This is a genomic window from Nostoc foliaceum FACHB-393, from assembly GCF_014698505.1.
GTDB classification, from domain to species: domain Bacteria; phylum Cyanobacteriota; class Cyanobacteriia; order Cyanobacteriales; family Nostocaceae; genus Nostoc; species Nostoc foliaceum_A.
On record NZ_JACJTD010000046.1, the window covers coordinates 26,451 to 45,167 of the forward strand.

An 18,717-nucleotide genomic window follows, 5' to 3' on the forward strand; every position below is an offset into this window, starting at 1 on the left:
TTCAGAGGTTTTCCTTCTGTTGTCTAAGTTGTTGCTGTCGTCTCTGTTCTTGTAATCTCAATTCTTGCTGTTGTCTAATTTGTTGATCTTGTCTGAGTTGTTGCTGTTCTATTCTTAGTTGTTGCTGTCGTGTAAAATCTTGCCGTTGTCGTGTAAATTCTTCTTGTTGTAGTCTCAGTTGTTGCTGGCGTCTCAGTTCTTGTCGTTGTTGTGTAAATTCTTGCTGTTGTATTCTTAGTTGTTGTTGTAATTGTGGTTGCTGGAGGTATAGCCGTAGCCATGTTTCCTTAAATTGCTCTTGTGTTTGCTGATTTCGCTCCTCTTGTTGTCGCCTCATTCTTTGTTGAAAGGACTCAGTTTGTTGAGGATTCGCCTGAATTACTTGTGCATAGGCAGGAGAATTAATCGATAAAGCTTCGGCAAGCACAATCAATAGTAGCCATGCTTTAACCATTAATAAGCGGTTCAACATGCAGTTATTTCCTCAATTGTTATAGGTTGGGTTTAGCGATCGCTAAACCCTTAAAATGTCAACACTATTTATAATTGCCCTATACATAAATGCAGGACTTGAAATAGCTAACTAAAGTTAATGATTTTTTTGACCGTTAGGGCTTCCGGGATGCGTCCGGTGGGCTACACCAACACACTTAATATTCTCCAGTCCATAATGTTCTCTAAATATCATTGAGAATAGCTTTCTAAATCAAGCTTATATTCAGTGCATTATCTTGATTTTGCATAAAAATCTCGTTTTTTAGATATTCACCTTAATCCAATTATACATTCAAATTTTTTACATGGTTTGCCGGATTTCCATAGTCCATCTACCTGCGGTGAGTAGTTTAAAAAAAGGATTTCAGGCGGTTTTACACCATAGATAGACAGAGATCATTTCTCAGGAGGCATCTGCGTTTATCTGCGGTTCCATGTTTATTCTTAAAATTGTCTGCAAGAGGTTTAATTCTTACTTGCTCTGAGTTGTCCACAAGCCGCATCGGCTTCTAAACCACGAGAATAACGGACACTAACAGCAGTATTTTGCTGCTTGAGGACGTTGACAAATGCTTGAATGCGATCGCGGTTGGGGCGTTTGTAGTCTACTTCTTGGATGGGATTATAAGGAATCAAATTCACATGGCTTTGAAAGCCTCGCATACATTTTGAAAGTTCCAATGCATGTTCTGGTAAATCGTTGACACCAGCGAGGAGAACATATTCAAAGGTAACGCGGCGGCCAGTGATTTCTACATATTCTCGACATTCAGCCAGCAAATCTTCTAGAGGATAGGCGCGGGCGCTGGGGATGAGTTTTTCTCGCAGTGCTTGGTTGGGTGCGTGGAGACTAACAGCGAGAGTGATTTGCAAATTGTTTTGCGCGAACTGACGAATGCGATCGCGAATACCAACTGTAGAAACTGTAAGCGATCGCTGCCCAATACCGATATCTTGATTCAGGGATTTCAGGGCTGCTAGGACATTCTCAGTATTCAACAACGGTTCACCCAGTCCCATAAACACCACATTGCTAACCCGTTGCTGAAAATCTTCTTGCACAGTTAACACCTGATCGACAATTTCATGCCGTGCTAGGTTGCGCTTGTAGCCTCCCTTACCAGTAGCGCAGAAATCACACGCCATTGGGCAACCTACCTGAGTAGAAACGCAAACTGTCAAACGGGCTTTTGGGCCTTCTCCCCTTTCTGCAAAGGTGGGGATACCAACAGTTTCAATAATTTGATCATCTGCTAATCGCAAAAGATATTTGACTGTGCCATCGGGTGCCTCAGAGCGGTAATGTAAAGTTGAGCGCCCAATGGGGATTTCTGCTACTTGTGCACGCCATTGCTTGGAGAAGACAGAAATATCAGCTAGCGATCGTACTCCCTTGTCATAGATCCATTCATGCAGCTGCTTTGCTCTGTAAGTAGGTTGTCCTTGCTGCTCCACCCAAGCACTTAACTCCGTAAGAGAAGCACCGAGAAGAGGGGGAATTAATTCTGATTTTGCTGGGTTGTGTAACTCAACTTGAGATACAAAAGGCGTAGCAGACATAAAAAATCAAGAGTTGATGTAGGATCTCTATCCTACACCTGCGAGATTAACTTAGACTTGACCAAAGAAGACGGGAAATTACCCAAAGGTTGTGCCGTTCCAGCCCCACATTGCACCTTTAGCGTCTGCAAATTCTATATAAATTCGATTTTTCGGCACACCTAGAGTTTGGTTAATCTCCTGGCAAAAGTCCTGACTCATTGCTGCGGTTTGGTCTGGCTTCATGGTACCAATGCTCTTAATTTCAATGTAGCAAACTGGGTCTGTATTCCCTGCAAAGGTCATGGGAATTTCTGGCTCAAAAGCAGTCATTACATAGGATTCTGGTTTTCCCAAATGTTTCGCTAACTTGGCTGATAGGTTTAAAAGCATTGATTCAATTTCAGCTTTTTGAGGAGCCGATGCAGAAGTTTGCACTTTAATTAATGGCATAATACCGAATTGGGATTTGGGATTTTATTCACATTGTTAAGTTTATCGTTAGGTGAAGCAATGGGGAGATGTAGGGAAGCAAGGGAGAAGAGTTTTCCCTCTGCAAGAGCAGCACCCTGCCCCTTTGTCTTTTTTCAATGCCCAATGCCCCATGCCCAACATTTAGTTATGAGATGAGCGAAATAGATGACTATGTTCGGGATGGTATAAACGCGATCGCCCTTTTGCTGTCGAGAGGGCTGGACTAATTATATAAAGTGTAGTGCGAATTAGTTTTTCTTTATGAGTGCAGTCTGCCATTTCGTTTAGGGGGACAACCTTGATTTTTTCATCGGGCCATCCGATGCGAAAGCAAATGGCAATGGGGGTTTCGGCTGGGTAATGTTCGAGTAGTTTGGCTTGGGCATTTTCGACGTGACGCGCACTCAAATACAGGCAGAGGCTAGCCTGATGTGCCGCGAGAGAGGCTAATTCTTCAGTGGCGGGGACTTCTGTACGTCCGCTGATCCGGGTCAAAATTATAGTTTGGACTAAACCAGGGACAGTCAGCTCTACTTTGAGTTTGGCAGCAGCAGCTTGAAAAGCGCTGATACCTGGGATGACTTCAAAAGGAATATTTGCCTCTGCGAGGAGGTGCATTTGCTCGTGAATGGCGCTGTAGAGACTAGGATCGCCAGAATGGAGACGGACTAGAGATTTATTTTGCGATCGCACCCTATCAATCATGATCGCCAAAATCTCTTCTAAAGTCTGATTCGCAGTTCTAATAATCTCTGCATCTTTTCGGCAAAGTTCTAAAATCTGTTCGGGTACTAAAGAATCAGCAAATAAAATCACATCAGCAACAGCCAGTAGCTTCTGCGCCTTCACCGTTAATAAATCAGGATCTCCAGGGCCTGCTCCGACAATATACACAGACGGTTCTATGGCATATAGTGTTTTTTCATAACTCAGGTTTTCTGTATATTCACTTTTAGAAGAACACACGGCAATCCCTCAAAAAACTTTTTTGATATTTTCTCAGTATCTTTCCGGATTTACCCTCTTTCCCTAGTAGAGAGTAATGGTAGATGCACCCTGGTTAAGCCCTAGAGAATACTCTGGGGCATTTTTTATTTTTGGATATCGGGAATTGGGCATTGGGCATGAGTTATTATTCTTTCTTCCTCTGCTCCCCCTGCTCCCCCTGCTCCCCCTGCTTCCTCATCCCCTCATCTCCCCATCTCCCTTAGGAGTAGGAACTACATCGGGTAAAGGGCGTTTGAGTAAGTAAAGCCAAGCTAATCCAGCTAATCCAAATAAAATTCCTAAACTACTGACTACTTGTGCCATCCGTAACGGCCCCAGCATCAAGCTATCAGTGCGAAAACCTTCGATCCACAAGCGTCCTAAGCTGTAGGCTGGCCAGTAAACTAGAAACAGCGTGCCTACCTTCAAACGTGGCTTACCGGATAAAGACCGGAAAAACAATGTTATGAGCAGTGCAAACACCGCTAAATCCCATAGAGATTCGTACAGGAAGGTGGGATGAAAGTAATCAAAACTCGCATATTCTAGAGGACGATGGTCTGGTGGAATATACAGCTTCCAAGGTAAATTAGTAGGATCGCCAAAAGCTTCAGAATTAAAGAAATTGCCCCAACGCCCGATCGCTTGCCCTAAAATCAGCGAAGGCGCTACTAAATCTGCTAGTTGCCAGAAAGAAACCTGCTTAATTTTGGCAAAGATTAATGCAGCCAAAACGCCACCAAGAATTGCTCCATGAATGGCAATACCTCCTTCCCAGATAGCAAAGATTTTTCCTGGAGTTGGGGCATATTTTGACCACTCAAAAAAAACGTAATATAGCCGTGCGCCAGGAATCGCCCCAATCAATAACCAAAAGAATAAATCGCCTAACAACTCAGGATTAACATTACGACGCTTTGCCAATTCCTGGGAAAGGATAACGCCAATTAACACTGCTGTGGCAATCAATAAGCCATACCAACGGATAGTTAATGGCCCTAATTTCACCAGAATCGGTCCTGGAGAAGTAAATTGAAATGCCAAAGGCAAGGTGGAAAAATCCAGTGCCATGAAAAATTACCTAGAAAAGTTCGTTAACTACCCGCGCACTTTGCTAAGTACGGAGTTTCTTGAGTCTCGAATACTGGAACTGTACTTAAATCCTCCACAACATTGTGGGGATACAAATAGAAATCCAGCATCTATATTTAGGAGTTTATAGCGGTTCTCGTTTGCATGAAGTACGTTGTTCAACCTCACCCCCAACCCCTCTCCTTAGCAAGGAGAGGGGAGCGTTTGCTTTACTCAAATGCGGAGTGGGGTTCCGACTATATTGCACTAAAGTGAGAACCGCGATAATTCCTAACGCCTAGTTGAGCATAACTTGTGCCACTAAAACAATTGAGTTTAGCATCCTTACTCAGAGCGCAAGATGGTAGATTTGAGTAAGTTACACAAAAGAGTTTCGATATAATCACCTAAACAACTTTGATATATCTAAAATTGTGATTGCTATTTATCCTGGTAGCTTCGACCCCATCACCTTGGGACACCTTGACCTCATTCAGCGCGGTAGTCGGCTGTTTGAGCGGGTAATTGTCGCTGTACTGCGGAACCCCAACAAAATGCCACTTTTTAGCGTACAGCAACGGCTAGATCAGATCAGTCTTTCTACACAACATCTACCTAATGTAGATGTAGATAGCTTTGATGGTCTTACCGTTAACTATGCCCAAATGCGACAAGCACAAGTTTTGCTGCGGGGTTTACGGGCTGTGTCAGATTTTGAAGTGGAACTGCAAATGGCTCACACCAATAAAACTCTTTCTACCCAAATAGAAACAGTTTTTCTTGCAACCTCAAATGAGTATAGTTTTTTAAGTAGTAGTGTGGTAAAAGAGATTGCAAGGTTTGGTGGCTCTATCGATCATCTCGTTCCCCCACACATTGCCCTAGATATATACCAATGCTACAATCACAAATCTCCAATGTTGAACCCAATCTCAACGGAAGCAATCCCCCCCCTCAAGAGTATCTCAGTGGAGAGGGAAGCATAGATATTCAGCAGGAACTCAACCGTCTAGAGGAAATGGTTCTCTCTAGTCTCAGGATTCCGCTGACGGGACGCACTCTCATAGATGAAGAAAAGCTACTGGATCAGCTTGATTACATCCGGCTTGCCTTACCATCACTTTTTCAAGAAGCAGCAGCTATCCTCGACCAAAAGGACGAAATTCTCCTGGAAGCGGAAGAGTATGGGCAGCAGGTTGTTGAGGCCGCGCAAGCAAAAAGAGCGCAAATTTTAGCTGAAAGCGATATTATTCACCAAGCAGAACAAGAAGCTGAACAACTGCGGCGACAAGTGCAACAAGAGTGTGAGGCAATAATGCAAGAAACCCTCGCCGAGATAGACCGTAAGCGGTATGCTTGTCAGCAAGAGTTAGACCAAATGCGACAAACTGCGATCGCTCACGCTCAAGAAATTGAAGATGGGGCTGATGCATACGCCGATGGCATCCTGGGAAATATTGAGCAGGATCTCAAGGATATGTTGCGAATTATCACCAATGGACGACAACAATTGCAAATTGATAACCTCACACAGCGCAATTCACCTCCTGGCAAAAAAAGATAGGAGTTTTAACGAGAGATGGGGAAAAATTATAGGTTGGGTTTCGCTATTGCTTAACCCAGCAATTTTTATCAAGGAAGACTTTTGCGTTTCTATACTCGAAGCTAAATCTACCTCTGAATAGGTTTAAAATTTTAGCTTACGCCAACACCTACCCATTAACGCAATTTAATCTCTAATTACAGGGTGTAAGTAAAATCTTCTACCAGCATACCGGGAACTAAACTACCTCCAAGTTGACGACTATCATATGTACCTACTTCAGGAATGAATTCTTGAAAATCTGTCAAAGCTACTAATTTTTCTCCCCAGAAGCGATAGAGACTTTCATCAAAACGTAAGTTCTCAATGGGAGCAATAATTTCTGCGTTTTCTACCCAAAAACAAGCATAACGGGTCATACCTGTGATTCTACCAGTTTGGCGATCGCTCCAATTCAAGTAATGTAAATTCGATACATATAATCCTGTATCTAAACTCGGAAGAATCTGCTCAAATACTAAATTTCCAGTACTCACTTCTGGCGCTCGTAAAGTCTCTGAACTATTAGCACCGTTGGCAATTTTTTGATATTCCTTAGCAGTCCGAGAATTCACCAAAGTATTTACCAAATGTCCTTTTTCTATTACAGGTAACTCCGGTGCTGCTATTTCTCCTAATTCATTAAATCGCGGCACTAATCCCCGCTGAAAGTTTTCTTTCAAACTAAATCTTGGAGACAGTTGTTTTTCTTGACGCGATAAAGCAGCTAAAGCGCTATTTCCTTGCTGGATATCAGCTTCGCTTACTGCTCCCCAAGAAAGCATTAATAATAAATCTGCAACAGCAGCAGGTGCAAAATAAGTTTTGTATTGTCCCCGCGGCAATTCTTTCGCTGGGCGAGAAAGCAATTCGAGTTGCTTTTTGCCTTCGCTGATTTTGGCTATATAAGCAGATTCATCCCAGTCACTTCCTGCAAATGTACCCTTAACTGCTTGTCCAGAAGTGGAAAATAGAGAATAATCTAAGGTAAAAGAATCAGTAGCAAACCAGTGTTTTTGTCCGTTGGAATCACCATAAGCTTTAACTACCACTCCCCCTGCATATATCCCTGTAAAATCTAATTCAGCAACTAATTCTAGCAGAGTTGGTACTACTGCTTCCGCCGCTAATAAATTCCCAGAATGTATTTCTCGACTGGAATTATTTCCTGATGGCAAAACTAGATATGGATCGATGGGTAATAGAATAAGTTCGTCACGTAGTTCTTGCAAAGCGGCATATGCTAACTGCCAATCTACGTCCCAATTTCCAGTAAACGGAAACTGCCGAACACTGCTACGCTGATCTGCCATCAAAGTTAGTTCGATCCAACCATCAGCAACACAACCAGTTTGGCGCACTTTTGCATGATTAAAACGAATAAATTGACTTCTTTCACTGCTGAGTTTGACAGTGAATTGTTCACTTTTAGATTTTTTAATCAGCAGAGTTTCAATCAGTCGATTAAAGCTGACTTCTAACGCAGATAATTCCTCAATCTTCATGGATATTAAATATTAATAGGGAATAGGTAGATGGGATGACGCAATTACGAATTACGTTAGCGTAGCGGTAGCGAGTCCGCGAGCGTCATTACGAATTACGAATTATCTAAACTCCTCCACCAAAAACTTCGACATTAGCAAATACACAAACAGGTGAACCATGTCCTACCCAAATAGCCTGATTTGGTTCTCCTTTACCACAATAAGGAGTACCATACATTTGCCAGTTGTCAGCATTTCCTACTTGGATTAAGCTGTGCCAAAACTCTGGTGTTGTGGCGCGATAGTTAGGATTGCGGAGGGTTTTGGTGAGTTTACCATTTTCAATTAATTTAGCGTACTCGCAACCAAATTGAAATTTGTAGCGGCGATCGTCAATTGACCAAGAACGGTTAGATTCCATGTAAACGCCGTGTTCTATCCCGCCAATAATGTCTTCAAAGCTGGCGTTTAGAGGTTCTAAATTCAAGTTACCCATGCGATCGATCGCAGGTCGATTCCATGAGGAAGCACGGGCACAGGCAACTCCTGGTACACCTGCTCTTGCTTGACTCTCCAGACTGCCTACACCTCGCTGGAGTACACCTTCTTTAACCAAATACTCCCGCGTTGCTACAGCACCAGTATCATCAAAGCCATAGCTAGCAAATTCTCCAGGCACGGTGGGATCAAAAGTAATGTTCATCAGCGGCGAACCATATACTAGGTTGCCAAAATCACTTTTATTAACGAAGCTGCCCCCAGCATAATTACGCTCATCTCCCAAAATTCGGTCAATTTCTAGGGGATGTCCGACACTTTCATGGATTTGCAGCATCATTTGATCTGGGGCTAAAACTAAATTGGTACGGGTGCTAGGACATTCATCTGCTGTCAAGAGTTCTACTGCTTGTTCGCCAATTTGCCGCACCCGATGCCATAAGTTTTCTTGTTTTAAAAGTTCTAATCCACCTTGATAACAGTTTGCTTGAGAACCATTGTTACTGCGTTGCTGTACAACCGCCCCATCTTGGGCGGTGGCTCCATAATGAGTGCCTATAGATAGAGTTTTTTGATAGACTTCTGAGCCGTTGCTGCTAATAAACCAAGACTCCCTCTCAATGGTGCTAGCACTGGCTATAGTTTGCACAATCTTGTCGTCAACTTTCAGCGTTTGGCAAATCCGAACCAGTAAATCGTTGATTTCTCCAGGACTCAAAGCATCTAATGGCTCAAGGAATGGAGATTTATATTCACCAACCACTTTCGGGCGCTCACTTTCACGGAAGGGATGTATCCACCATTCAGTGGCCGCTAGTGCCTGTTTATAGGCTGTTTGGGCAGCAGCTTGGAGGGAAGACAGTTCCAGGGAGTTAGTTGCTGCATAACCCAGACAACCATTTACCAAAACTTCCAGCATGGCTCCTATGGTGAAGGATTTGCCATTTACCTGGGGTAAGCCGTCACGGACTGAACGAGTTGTAGAAGTCTCTTTGACGGCTCTGATACCGATCCAATCAGCAGGAATGTCGAAACTAGCGATCGCTTTTTTTAGAGTAATCCACATAAGAATTTAAAATTTAATTTCGGTGCCAGCGTGTACCATCACGGCTATCAATTAGCGTAATACCTTCTGCTTGGAGTTCGTCACGAATGCGATCGCTTTCGGCAAAATTTTTGCCTTTACGTGCTTCTTGCCTTTGCTGAATTTTCGCTTCAATTTCCGCATCGCTTAAACCACTACTCTTGTCAGTTTCAGCTTCTATCTCGGCTTTTAAGCCCAAAACTCCAGCCAATGTAACAAGAGTTTGCCATTGACGCTTTAATTCATCAGGGGAAGTTTCGGTTTTCCCTTCATGCACAATAATATTTCCTTCACGGCGCAGCTCTTTAGCTAATTCAAACAGAACTGTTAATCCACCAGGAAAATTAAAGTCGTTATTCACAGTTTCTTGAAAGCGTTCAACAGTTTCAGCGAGTAGTGGAGCAGTTTCCACTCCCCAGCCTAGTTGTTTGCCGTATTGGTAGCCGAAGAGTAAACCTTCTTTAATGGTGTGCCAACCGTTGGTTGCTGCGGCGATCGCTTCGTCGGTAAAATCAATTGGGGTACGATATTGAGCGGTCAGCACGAACAACCGCACTGCCATCGGGTCAACTCCTCGATCCAGTAATTCTCGAATAGTGATAAAGTTGCCCAAAGATTTGGACATTTTTTCACCATCTACTTTCACCATGCCGTTATGAAGCCAGTAACGCGCCAGAGGTTTTCCTGTCACAGCTTCAGATTGGGCAATTTCGTTTTCGTGATGAGGAAAAATTAAGTCAGCACCACCAGCATGAATATCTATGGTATCACCCAAGCGATCGCGCACCATTGCCGAGCATTCAATGTGCCACCCTGGACGACCTGCGCCCCAAGGTGATTCCCAAGCAGGTTCTCCCGGTTTTGCTGCCTTCCATAAAGCAAAATCAAAGGGATCTTTCTTTTTCTGATATTCTGGATCTTCTACGTTGACGCGATCGCTTTTCCCGGCTTGCATATCTTCTAACTTGCGTCCAGAAAGCTTGCCATACTCAGCAAACTGCCGCACTGCATAATACACATCGCCGTCAGCAGGGTAAGCAAAGCCCTTATTTTCCAACTCATGAATTAACCGTTGAATACCATTCATCGTATGGGTAGCACGGGGATACTCATCAGCTTCTTTGATTCCCAGCCGCGCCATATCCTCAAAATATGCTTTGATAAAGCGATCGGCTACAGCTTCCATTGATGAATGTTCAACGCAGGCTCGATTGAGAATCTTGTCATCAATATCGGTAAAATTTTGGATATATCGGACTTCATAGCCGATAAACTGGAGGTATCGGCGGATTACATCCCAAACGATGCAAGCTCTCGCATGACCCAAATGGCAGTAGTCGTACACCGTCACGCCGCAGTAATACATCTTAACCTTGCCTGGTTCGACTGTTTCAAACGGTTCTTGACGACGGGTGAGGGTATTGTAAAGGGTTAGGGTCATAACAGAGTAATGCTGAAATAAGAAGATACGTAATAATAGGGTAAAGCAGCTGGGATGACAGTCCAGCATCCCTATGCTAGTGTTTTCTGGACTATCTGCGCTACATTACTATTTTTTGACTATTTGATAACAGCGCTATGCAATCAGCAGTTACACCCGAATCTTCGGCAATGGATACGCCTAAACAAGGAATGCCAGTAACAATTATTACGGGTTTTCTAGGTAGTGGCAAGACGACTTTACTTAATCATATCCTCAACAATCAACAGGGTTTGAAAACCGCTGTTCTAGTGAATGAATTTGGCGAAATTGGCATCGATAACGAGCTAATTGTTTCCACTGGTGAGAACATGGTGGAGCTAAATAATGGTTGTATTTGCTGCACTATTAATAATGATTTGGTAGATGCAGTTTACAAAGTTTTAGAACGCCAAGAAAATCTAGATTATCTAGTAGTGGAAACAACTGGGTTGGCAGATCCGCTACCAGTCGCTCTAACATTTCTGGGTACAGAATTGCGAGATTTAACTCGTTTAGATTCGATTATTACCGTAGTAGATGCGGCAAATTACAGCCTAGATTTATTTAACTCTCAGGCAGCATACAGCCAGATTGCCTATGGTGATGTAATTGTGCTGAACAAGACTGATTTGGTTGATGAAGCCACTTTGAATGAGTTAGAAACAAAAATTAACGAAGTTAAGGAAGGAGCGAGAATTCTCCGCACCACGCGATCGCAAGTTCCACTTCCGTTAATTCTCAGTGTTGGTCTGTTTGAGTCTGATAAATATTTTGACACAGTGGTGGATGAACACGACCATCACGATCATGAACATCACGATCATCATGATGATCACGATCACTCCACATGCGGTCACGATCATCATGACCATGACCACCATGACCACCATCATTCTGACCATTTAGAAAATGATGGTTTTACTTCCATCTCTTTCCAAAGTGACAAGCCTTTTTCTATTAGGAAGTTCCAGTATTTCTTAGATAACCAGCTACCCTCAAATATCTTCCGAGCGAAGGGGATTATGTGGTTTGATGAAAGTCCGAAGCGTCATATTTTCCACCTTTGCGGCAAACGCTTCACCTTGGATGATGATGAATGGCAAGGTAAATTGAAAAACCAGCTAGTGCTGATTGGTCAAAATTTGGATCGCGAGGCTTTAATTACTCAACTCGAAAACTGCATTTGTCTACCTTCAACCTCTCGCGGTAAAGGGTTTGGCAAATAAAAGTTAGGAGGTACAGACGCGATTAATCGCGTCTGTACAAACGTTAGGAGTTAAAAGTTTATTGATTATACTCGTTCCCAGGTTCTACCTGGGAATGCATTCCCAATGGCTCCGCCATCGATTTTGAACAATGAAAATCAGAGAATAGCGTAGGCGTAGCCCGTCGTAGACATCGCTTCCTCACTCCCCTGCGTTTACGCGCGAGTGTTTCGCCAATAATTACGAATTACGAATTACGAATTAGTTAAAATGCGCGTTGTTATCCAGCGAGTTAAATCATCTCAAGTTACAGTTAATGGTGAAATTGTCGGTAAAGTTGGGCGGGGGCTAAATTTGCTCGTAGGTATAGCCAATACCGATACTGATGCTGAAATCGACTGGATGGTGCGTAAGTGCTTAGAATTACGGCTGTTTCCTGACCAAGAAGGAGACGACCGTTGGCAAAAATCTATACAAGAAATTAGTGGCGATTTGTTAGTCGTCAGTCAGTTTACCCTTTATGGTGACTGTCGCAAAGGTCGCCGTCCTTCTTTTGACCGTTCAGCTGCTCCCCAATCGGCAGAAGATTTGTATAATCGTTTTGTTATCAAGTTAAGAGCTAGCGGGTTGCAGGTAGAAACAGGTAAATTTGGTGCAATGATGCAAGTTACAATAGAAAATGATGGCCCCGTAACTTTATTACTTGAAAAAGAAGCGATTTAAGTGTGTACACTAAAAACTGAATAACAGTAGTCTCTAGACCGTGGTGTTCTAATTGATGAGAGAATATTAAATTAACCATCACAAAAGTTTAAATTCATTCATCATGGCGAAAATCCAGTTTTCTAAAGGTCTTGACGAAGAGGTAACTCCAGAGGTGCGCTTGACGCGATCGCGCACTGGCGACAGTGGTACAGCAACATTTATTTTTACGAATCCGAAGATTTTAGATCAAGGTAGCACCGAAGATATTACCGGGATGTACCTGATTGACGAAGAAGGGGAGATAATTACCCGTGAAGTTAAAGCTAAATTTATCAACGGTAAACCGGAAGCATTAGAAGCACTTTACGTGATGAAATCTGCCCAAGAATGGGAGCGCTTTATGCGCTTCATGGAGCGGTATGCTGAAGAAAACGATTTGGGACTGAGCAAAAATGAGGCATAGGGCATAAGGCATAGAGCATTGGGTCATAGGTAATTATTGTCATGCCCAATGCGCCATTCGCCATCCCCAATTATCCATGATCAAAAGTTCATGACTGACCTACAATGCCACAACCTCACCCAGACTCGTCTAAAATTACGGTAACTTGTGCTGTGGTTACTGTCAGCGATACACGCACTTTGGAAACAGACAAAAGTGGTCAGCTAATTAAGCAGTTACTCCTTGCTGCAAATCATGCTATAGGAGCCTACACGATTATCAAAGATGAACCAACACAAATTCAAGGGCAGATAGAAAATCTAGGTAAAAGCCCAAATTTGGATGCTGTAATTTTCAGTGGTGGTACAGGTATTGCACCAAGAGATACTACCTACGATGCTATTGAGAAGTTATTAGAGAAAACCTTACCGGGATTTGGTGAGTTATTTCGTTTTTTAAGTTATCAAGAAATTGGTTCGCGGGCGATCGCTTCTCGCGCTGTTGCTGGTGTTTATCAAAATAAATTAATCTTCTCGCTTCCTGGTTCTAGTAATGCTGTGCGACTGGCTATGGAAAAACTGATTTTACCCGAACTCACTCACTTGGTAAGTCAGGTTTGTAAGGAAGTGAAATAAGCAGCCTTTCAAAAAGTTACCATGATAACTTTTGTGAACTAGCTACACTGACCTGACGGTTCAGTGTCAGCCTTCTTGCTGAATCAGGTAAAACTAAGGCATGAGGCAGTGAAATCATCCTTTCTATGCTTACATTTTCAGGTTACCCAGAATTATAGTGAATCGGATGAAATATTAATATCAGGTCAACAATGGAGCCTATTTACTGGAATTGCATAATTGCTCACAGCATTACTGCATTTTCATACTTTGGCATCCCTACAGTAATAGGGGTTTTCTTTGCTAAAACTAAGGCAACTATACCTTCTAAGTTTTGGCTAGCCTTTCTCTTATCAGGTGGATTCGTACTATTTTGCGGATTTCATCACCTTCTGGCGATCTTTGAACCACATTCGGTAGTGTCGCTGTTGCACTTAGGTGTACTTGATGTAATGGCGTTTGTTTCCTTGTCTGCTTTACTCTACATGATGCCAACTGCTTATCAAATTGTAGAGGCGATCGCGAAATCTCAAGAAGATACCCGCGAACTTCAACGCAGCCAGCAGATGCAACGGCTATTCCTAGATCAGGGGCCATTTCTAGCCTATATCAAAGATGAGCAATCTAGAATGCTCTACTACAACCAGGAAATACAGTCTAGATTTTCGGTAAATCCCCAAGAATGGGTGGGAAAAACAGATAGTGAAGTTTTGACAGATCCAGAAGAGGCGCGACGGGTAATGGAAAACGATCAAGTCGTTTTGAGGACTGTACGCCCCTTAAGGCTGATTGAAGAGGTAAAGATGCCTGGTCATGATCAGCCGTGCTACTGGCTATCGTTTAAGTTTCCGTTTAACGATTACGCAACGGGCGCTTACCGTATTGGTGGGATCAGTATCGAGATTACAGAATCTATAGAAGCACAGCGATCGCTAACTGACTTAAATCGGCAGTTAGAAGAAAAAGCACTGGAATTAGAGGCAAAAAAACGAGAACTTATATATCTCTCAGATATGGCGGATATGCTTTATTCCTGCGAGTCTGAAAATGAGATGTATCAAGTGGTCGCTTTAACCTGTTCTAAGCTATTTCCTAAAATGAGTGGTTCTATCTATATAATTGCTAATTCCAAGAATTATGTTCAGATGAATAGTTTTTGGGGAGGTCAAAGAAGCAGTAAAGAAATATTTTCATTATCCGATTGTTGGGCATTGCGGAGAGGAAAATTAAACCTTTTATCGCCCCATAATAATTCAGGACTAATGTGCAGTCACTTAATACAGCCTCTTAGCGGCACACATTTGTGTGTTCCATTGTTTGGACAAGGCGAAGTAGTTGGGATCTTACACATCGATACGCTTGAAGAAATCAGTCCAGAAGCTCAACAAATTACTGAGATTATTGCTAGAACATTAGGTATTGCACTGAATAATCTATCGATCAAACAACGTCTAACCCATGATAGCTTGCGGGATGGGATGACCCAACTATTCAATCAAAGCTATATGCAAAGCATAACGGAACAGAGGCTAGCCGAAGCTGAAAGGTTGGGACAACCTCTTAGTGTTATTTTCCTTGATATTGATAACTTCAAATCCTACAACTCGCGCTATGGGCACGTAACTGCCAACATTGTTCTCCAAGGATTAGCAAAGCTGCTGTTAAAATCTATTCGCTCTTTTGACATTGCTTGCAGATGGGGTGGTGAAGAATTTGTGATTGTGATGCCTAATATGACGCTGGAAACCCTCAGAAAGCGAGTAGAACAACTCAGGATAGATATTGAACAAATGCAATTGAAGGACGGCGATCGTATTCTCGAAAGCATTACTGCTTCTTTTGGAATAGCTGTATCAGAACCAGGGATTACGGTTAAGGATTTTCTAGATCGGGCAAATCAAGCGATGCTTGAGGCAAAGCGAACAGGGAAGAATCGGGTTATGGAGTATGTAAACAACTATTATTAATTGATAATTCAAAAAACCTTAAGTGGTAAATAAGCAGCCCTTCAGTCGGTATCAAATGTCAAACTTTCCAGCATGAAATCAGAAACTCATAAATTTTCTGTATAAAAAAACAACTCCCTGAAGATGTGGGAGTTGTCATTTTGTATTCGAGCAGTTTTTTAAACGATTCAGAATGGAGCGATGCTTGCGGCGGGCTGCGCCTACGCCAAGCAGATGGCAGCCAATATAGCAGCGATGACATAGAATACTCCAACCACTTGCAATTCTGACCAGCCAGTCAGTTCTAAATGATGGTGTAAGGGTGCCATTTTGAAGAGGCGCTTGCCTTTGCCATCAGGGCCTTTGGTGGCTTTGTAATAACTTACCTGCGCCATCACTGAAAGAGTTTCTACGAAGAAGATACCACTGAGAATGAACAGAGCTACTAAGGTGTTTGTCAATAGTGCTACAGCCGCTAAAGCGCCGCCCAGTGCTAAAGAACCGGTATCTCCCATGAAAACGCGGGCTGGGTTACGATTATGGGCTAAGAAACCTAAGCACCCACCGCTTAAAGCAGCACAGAAAACCATTAACCCTGGTGCTGTAGGTGCGACTAAAGCACCTAATGCCAAAAGTGCGATCGCTACTGTTCCTGCTGCCAAGCCATCAATACCATCTGTTAAATTAGTCGCATTACTTTCTGCAACTAACACAAAACCTGCTAAAGGCCAAAATAGGAATCCTAAGGGTAGTGTGAAGCTCACCCAAGGCAAAGCAATATTTGTAATATTAGAAGGTTGATTAAACATCAGCCATAGACAAAACACAGCCGCAAAGCTTACCTGCAAAGCCAGTTTTGTTCGGGGAGATATACCTTTATTTGATTTCCGGCGCAGAATTTGCCAATCGTCGAGCCAGCCAATCAATCCATAACTGATTGTCAAAGCCGAAACTGCAAGTACGTCTGTAGCAAAGTTAGACAATATGCAAGCAATTATCACACCTACAGGTATAAAAAATATACCGCCCATTGTTGGGGTGCCTGCCTTTTTTAGATGGGCTTGGGGCCCATCTTCGCGAATTATTTGTCCAGTTTTGAGTGCTTGGAGTAGGGGTATTACCCAATAGCCCACGACACCTGAACCCAGCGCACATAAAAGTAGTGGCAGGGTTAACGACATACTTTGCCAGGGTAGCCTATTGGCCATCGAATCTAAGAAAAATGCTGTTGTACCTAGTCCTACGGCTAATAAAGAGGCTAGAACGATTCCAGAAATGTTTAATCCTTGCTCAGGAGATAATTTAGCGTCCACAGAAGTTTCCCTTCACTCCACACTTATAAAACTGAATACCAGGAACTAGGGATACTACCAAGTCCCTAGCCTGAAAAGGCTAATCCTCGGCGATTCCTATATCGTCATCATCATCCAGGTCGTAGCCAATTCCATCTTCTACACCCATTAGGGAGTCTATTTCTTCTTCGTCATCTTGAAAATCCGGTTCGTGAACGTCACGCGCGATGATCCTACCGTTGGTTTGCAACCAGTCCAATAAAGAGGACTCTTGCTTTAAGGGGATGACATCAGCTCGCTGATTACGGGGTACTTCACGTAATGGAGAGTTCAACATATCGAGGAGGACAAGAAAAGGTTTACGTAAGTTGACATTTAGAGTCTATCACTTGACACGGATTAATTTAGTTATCCTTTCAACCCTTTAGTTGATAAATCCGCATTCAGATAGAAATTTTTTATTTAATAGGCATATCGCTTAGGTCAAGCGATTATTAGTAATTTTTATGGCACTACACATAGGTCATGAATATCTTGTTTATGCTGATGGAAAGGACTGATTTTTGAGGTGACAGGCGATGATGGGAAAAGCGGCTCTAATAGATGCGATCGCTGGTACAAATCGCGGTCTACTGGCGACCCAAGCACAGAAACAGGCTATCTTAGCAGCGATCGCCAATTTAGAAGATTTTAATCCTACACCCCGTCCGGTAGAAGCTAACAATTTGCTAGATGGCAATTGGCGATTACTATACACCACTAGCAAGGCTCTTTTAAACTTAGATCGTTTACCTTTGTGCAAACTGGGTCAAATCTATCAGTGTATCCGGGTAGATACTGCCAGTGTTTACAACATAGCTGAGATTTATGGCCTACCTTTTTTGGAAGGATTAGTCAGCGTTGCTGCAAAATTTGAGCCAGTTTCAGGTCAGCGTGTCCAAGTGAAATTTGAGCGTTCTATTATCGGCTTACAACGTTTAATAGAATACAATTCTCCGGTAACTTTTATCCAACAAATTGAAGCAGGTAGAAAATTTCCGGGGATTGATTTTGCAATCAAGAGTGATAAACAGCAAGGCTGGTTAGATATCACCTATATAGATAACGATCTGCGGATCGGCAGAGGTAACGAGGGGAGCGTGTTTGTACTGAGTAAAACATAAGTTTATGCAAAAATACTGTTTGCGAACGAAGGTAAGCTATAACGTGTACCTTGTCAAGTAGGGTCTAATACCATTTTAAATTTGGGATGTGGTAGGGAGTGGGGATGGGGGACAAGGGGACAAGGGGGACAAGGGAGAATTATTAAACAAGTTTCTTCCTTGTCTCCCCCCTCTTCCTTGTCTTCCTTGTCTTTTCCCAATGCCCAATGCCCCATACCTAATTCAGACAAATAACTTAACAAAGACTCTTGCAGCGACCTTCAGGTTGTAGAGTGAAATCAATTAGCCCTCTAGATTGGCGATTGATAACTAAAAGGGAAAATAATCATGGTTCAACGTGGTTCTAAAGTACGTATTCTCCGCCCTGAATCCTACTGGTTTCAGGATCTAGGAACTGTGGCTTCCATTGACCAAAGCGGCATCAAATACCCTGTAATTGTCCGCTTTGAAAAGGTCAATTACTCTGGTATCAATACCAACAACTTTGCTCAGGATGAATTAGTAGAGGTAGAAGCACCAAAGGCTAAACCACCTAAAAAATAGCAGCAAAGCTACAAGGGGGTTGTTTGATGCGATGATGAAGGGTATTCTTAAGTCTGAAGTATGAAGTCTGAAAATTTCAGTTCATTCATCTTTGATCCAAGCCTACCCTAATCTATGAGAAGCTGCCC

General features: G+C 42.8%; 19 protein-coding genes. 9 read left to right on the forward strand and 10 right to left on the reverse strand.

Annotated features, from left to right (window positions below; translation table 11 throughout):
- Position 1 precedes the first annotated feature (1 nt).
- The 5 genes from H6G92_RS27705 to lgt all read right to left on the reverse strand — a co-directional run bounded on the left by H6G92_RS27705 (position 2) and on the right by lgt (position 4,566).
- The gene (locus H6G92_RS27705) at positions 2–472 is read right to left on the reverse strand and encodes a hypothetical protein (RefSeq protein WP_190898564.1); all 471 of its coding nucleotides are present in this window, start codon (positions 470–472) and stop codon (positions 2–4) included.
- A 488-nt stretch (positions 473–960) separates the two neighbouring features.
- A complete protein-coding gene (gene rlmN, locus H6G92_RS27710; protein ID WP_190898565.1) occupies positions 961–2,055 on the reverse strand; it encodes a 23S rRNA (adenine(2503)-C(2))-methyltransferase RlmN in 1,095 nt (364 codons plus the stop codon).
- Between the two features lie 78 nt (positions 2,056–2,133).
- Positions 2,134–2,487, reverse strand: a complete 354-nt coding sequence (locus tag H6G92_RS27715; protein WP_190898567.1) for a phenylpyruvate tautomerase MIF-related protein — start codon at positions 2,485–2,487, stop codon at positions 2,134–2,136.
- A 162-nt stretch (positions 2,488–2,649) separates the two neighbouring features.
- Positions 2,650–3,441 (reverse strand): precorrin-4 C(11)-methyltransferase, encoded by a 792-nt coding sequence (gene cobM / locus H6G92_RS27720; protein ID WP_190898626.1) that lies wholly within the window; start codon positions 3,439–3,441, stop codon positions 2,650–2,652.
- Positions 3,442–3,690: 249 nt separating this feature from the next.
- Entirely contained in the window at positions 3,691–4,566 is an 876-nt protein-coding gene (gene lgt / locus H6G92_RS27725; RefSeq protein WP_190898569.1) for a prolipoprotein diacylglyceryl transferase, read from the reverse strand.
- Between the two features lie 434 nt (positions 4,567–5,000).
- Here lgt and coaD point away from each other — a divergent pair, with 434 nt between their 5' ends.
- Both coaD and H6G92_RS27735 read left to right on the forward strand, forming a co-directional pair.
- Entirely contained in the window at positions 5,001–5,552 is a 552-nt protein-coding gene (gene coaD / locus H6G92_RS27730) for a pantetheine-phosphate adenylyltransferase (protein WP_190898571.1), read from the forward strand.
- Entirely contained in the window at positions 5,462–6,130 is a 669-nt protein-coding gene (locus H6G92_RS27735) for a DivIVA domain-containing protein (protein ID WP_190898573.1), read from the forward strand. Before coaD ends, H6G92_RS27735 begins: the two co-directional genes overlap by 91 nt.
- 176 nt (positions 6,131–6,306) lie before the next feature.
- On the opposite strand, the gene H6G92_RS27740 is transcribed toward H6G92_RS27735, so the two are convergent.
- From H6G92_RS27740 to cysS, 3 genes are all read right to left on the reverse strand, one after another.
- The gene (locus H6G92_RS27740; RefSeq protein WP_190898575.1) at positions 6,307–7,653 is read right to left on the reverse strand and encodes a TldD/PmbA family protein; all 1,347 of its coding nucleotides are present in this window, start codon (positions 7,651–7,653) and stop codon (positions 6,307–6,309) included.
- A gap of 106 nt (positions 7,654–7,759) precedes the next feature.
- A complete protein-coding gene (locus tag H6G92_RS27745) occupies positions 7,760–9,199 on the reverse strand; it encodes a TldD/PmbA family protein (protein WP_190898577.1) in 1,440 nt (479 codons plus the stop codon).
- 13 nt (positions 9,200–9,212) lie between these two features.
- The gene (cysS, locus tag H6G92_RS27750; RefSeq protein WP_190898579.1) at positions 9,213–10,658 is read right to left on the reverse strand and encodes a cysteine--tRNA ligase; all 1,446 of its coding nucleotides are present in this window, start codon (positions 10,656–10,658) and stop codon (positions 9,213–9,215) included.
- A 137-nt stretch (positions 10,659–10,795) separates the two neighbouring features.
- Between cysS and H6G92_RS27755 the strand changes: the two genes are divergently transcribed.
- From H6G92_RS27755 to H6G92_RS27775, 5 genes are all read left to right on the forward strand, one after another.
- Positions 10,796–11,905, forward strand: coding sequence for a CobW family GTP-binding protein (locus H6G92_RS27755; protein WP_190898581.1), 1,110 nt, complete (start codon positions 10,796–10,798; stop codon positions 11,903–11,905).
- 249 nt (positions 11,906–12,154) lie between these two features.
- The gene (dtd, locus tag H6G92_RS27760; RefSeq protein WP_190898583.1) at positions 12,155–12,607 is read left to right on the forward strand and encodes a D-aminoacyl-tRNA deacylase; all 453 of its coding nucleotides are present in this window, start codon (positions 12,155–12,157) and stop codon (positions 12,605–12,607) included.
- 103 nt (positions 12,608–12,710) lie between these two features.
- The gene (gene psb28, locus H6G92_RS27765) at positions 12,711–13,052 is read left to right on the forward strand and encodes a photosystem II reaction center protein Psb28 (RefSeq protein ID WP_190898585.1); all 342 of its coding nucleotides are present in this window, start codon (positions 12,711–12,713) and stop codon (positions 13,050–13,052) included.
- 104 nt (positions 13,053–13,156) lie between these two features.
- Complete coding sequence (locus H6G92_RS27770; protein WP_190898587.1) at positions 13,157–13,666, forward strand: MogA/MoaB family molybdenum cofactor biosynthesis protein; 510 nt, start codon at positions 13,157–13,159, stop codon at positions 13,664–13,666.
- 191 nt (positions 13,667–13,857) lie between these two features.
- Positions 13,858–15,612, forward strand: coding sequence for a diguanylate cyclase (locus H6G92_RS27775; protein WP_190898596.1), 1,755 nt, complete (start codon positions 13,858–13,860; stop codon positions 15,610–15,612).
- A 200-nt stretch (positions 15,613–15,812) separates the two neighbouring features.
- Here the strand turns inward: H6G92_RS27775 and mraY are convergent, their stop codons facing one another.
- Positions 15,813–16,904 carry a phospho-N-acetylmuramoyl-pentapeptide-transferase gene (gene mraY, locus H6G92_RS27780; RefSeq protein WP_190898598.1) on the reverse strand — a complete coding sequence of 364 codons (1,092 nt, stop codon included), beginning with the start codon at positions 16,902–16,904 and terminating at the stop codon, positions 15,813–15,815.
- Between the two features lie 79 nt (positions 16,905–16,983).
- On the reverse strand, positions 16,984–17,220 hold the full coding sequence (locus tag H6G92_RS27785; RefSeq protein WP_109011289.1) for a DUF3134 domain-containing protein: 237 nt from the start codon (positions 17,218–17,220) through the stop codon (positions 16,984–16,986).
- A 241-nt stretch (positions 17,221–17,461) separates the two neighbouring features.
- Between H6G92_RS27785 and H6G92_RS27790 the strand changes: the two genes are divergently transcribed.
- Together H6G92_RS27790 and H6G92_RS27795 are read left to right on the forward strand one after the other, a co-directional pair.
- Entirely contained in the window at positions 17,462–18,046 is a 585-nt protein-coding gene (locus H6G92_RS27790; RefSeq protein WP_190898600.1) for a PAP/fibrillin family protein, read from the forward strand.
- Positions 18,047–18,373: 327 nt separating this feature from the next.
- The gene (locus H6G92_RS27795) at positions 18,374–18,589 is read left to right on the forward strand and encodes a photosystem I reaction center subunit IV (RefSeq protein WP_069073932.1); all 216 of its coding nucleotides are present in this window, start codon (positions 18,374–18,376) and stop codon (positions 18,587–18,589) included.
- Positions 18,590–18,717 lie beyond the last annotated feature (128 nt).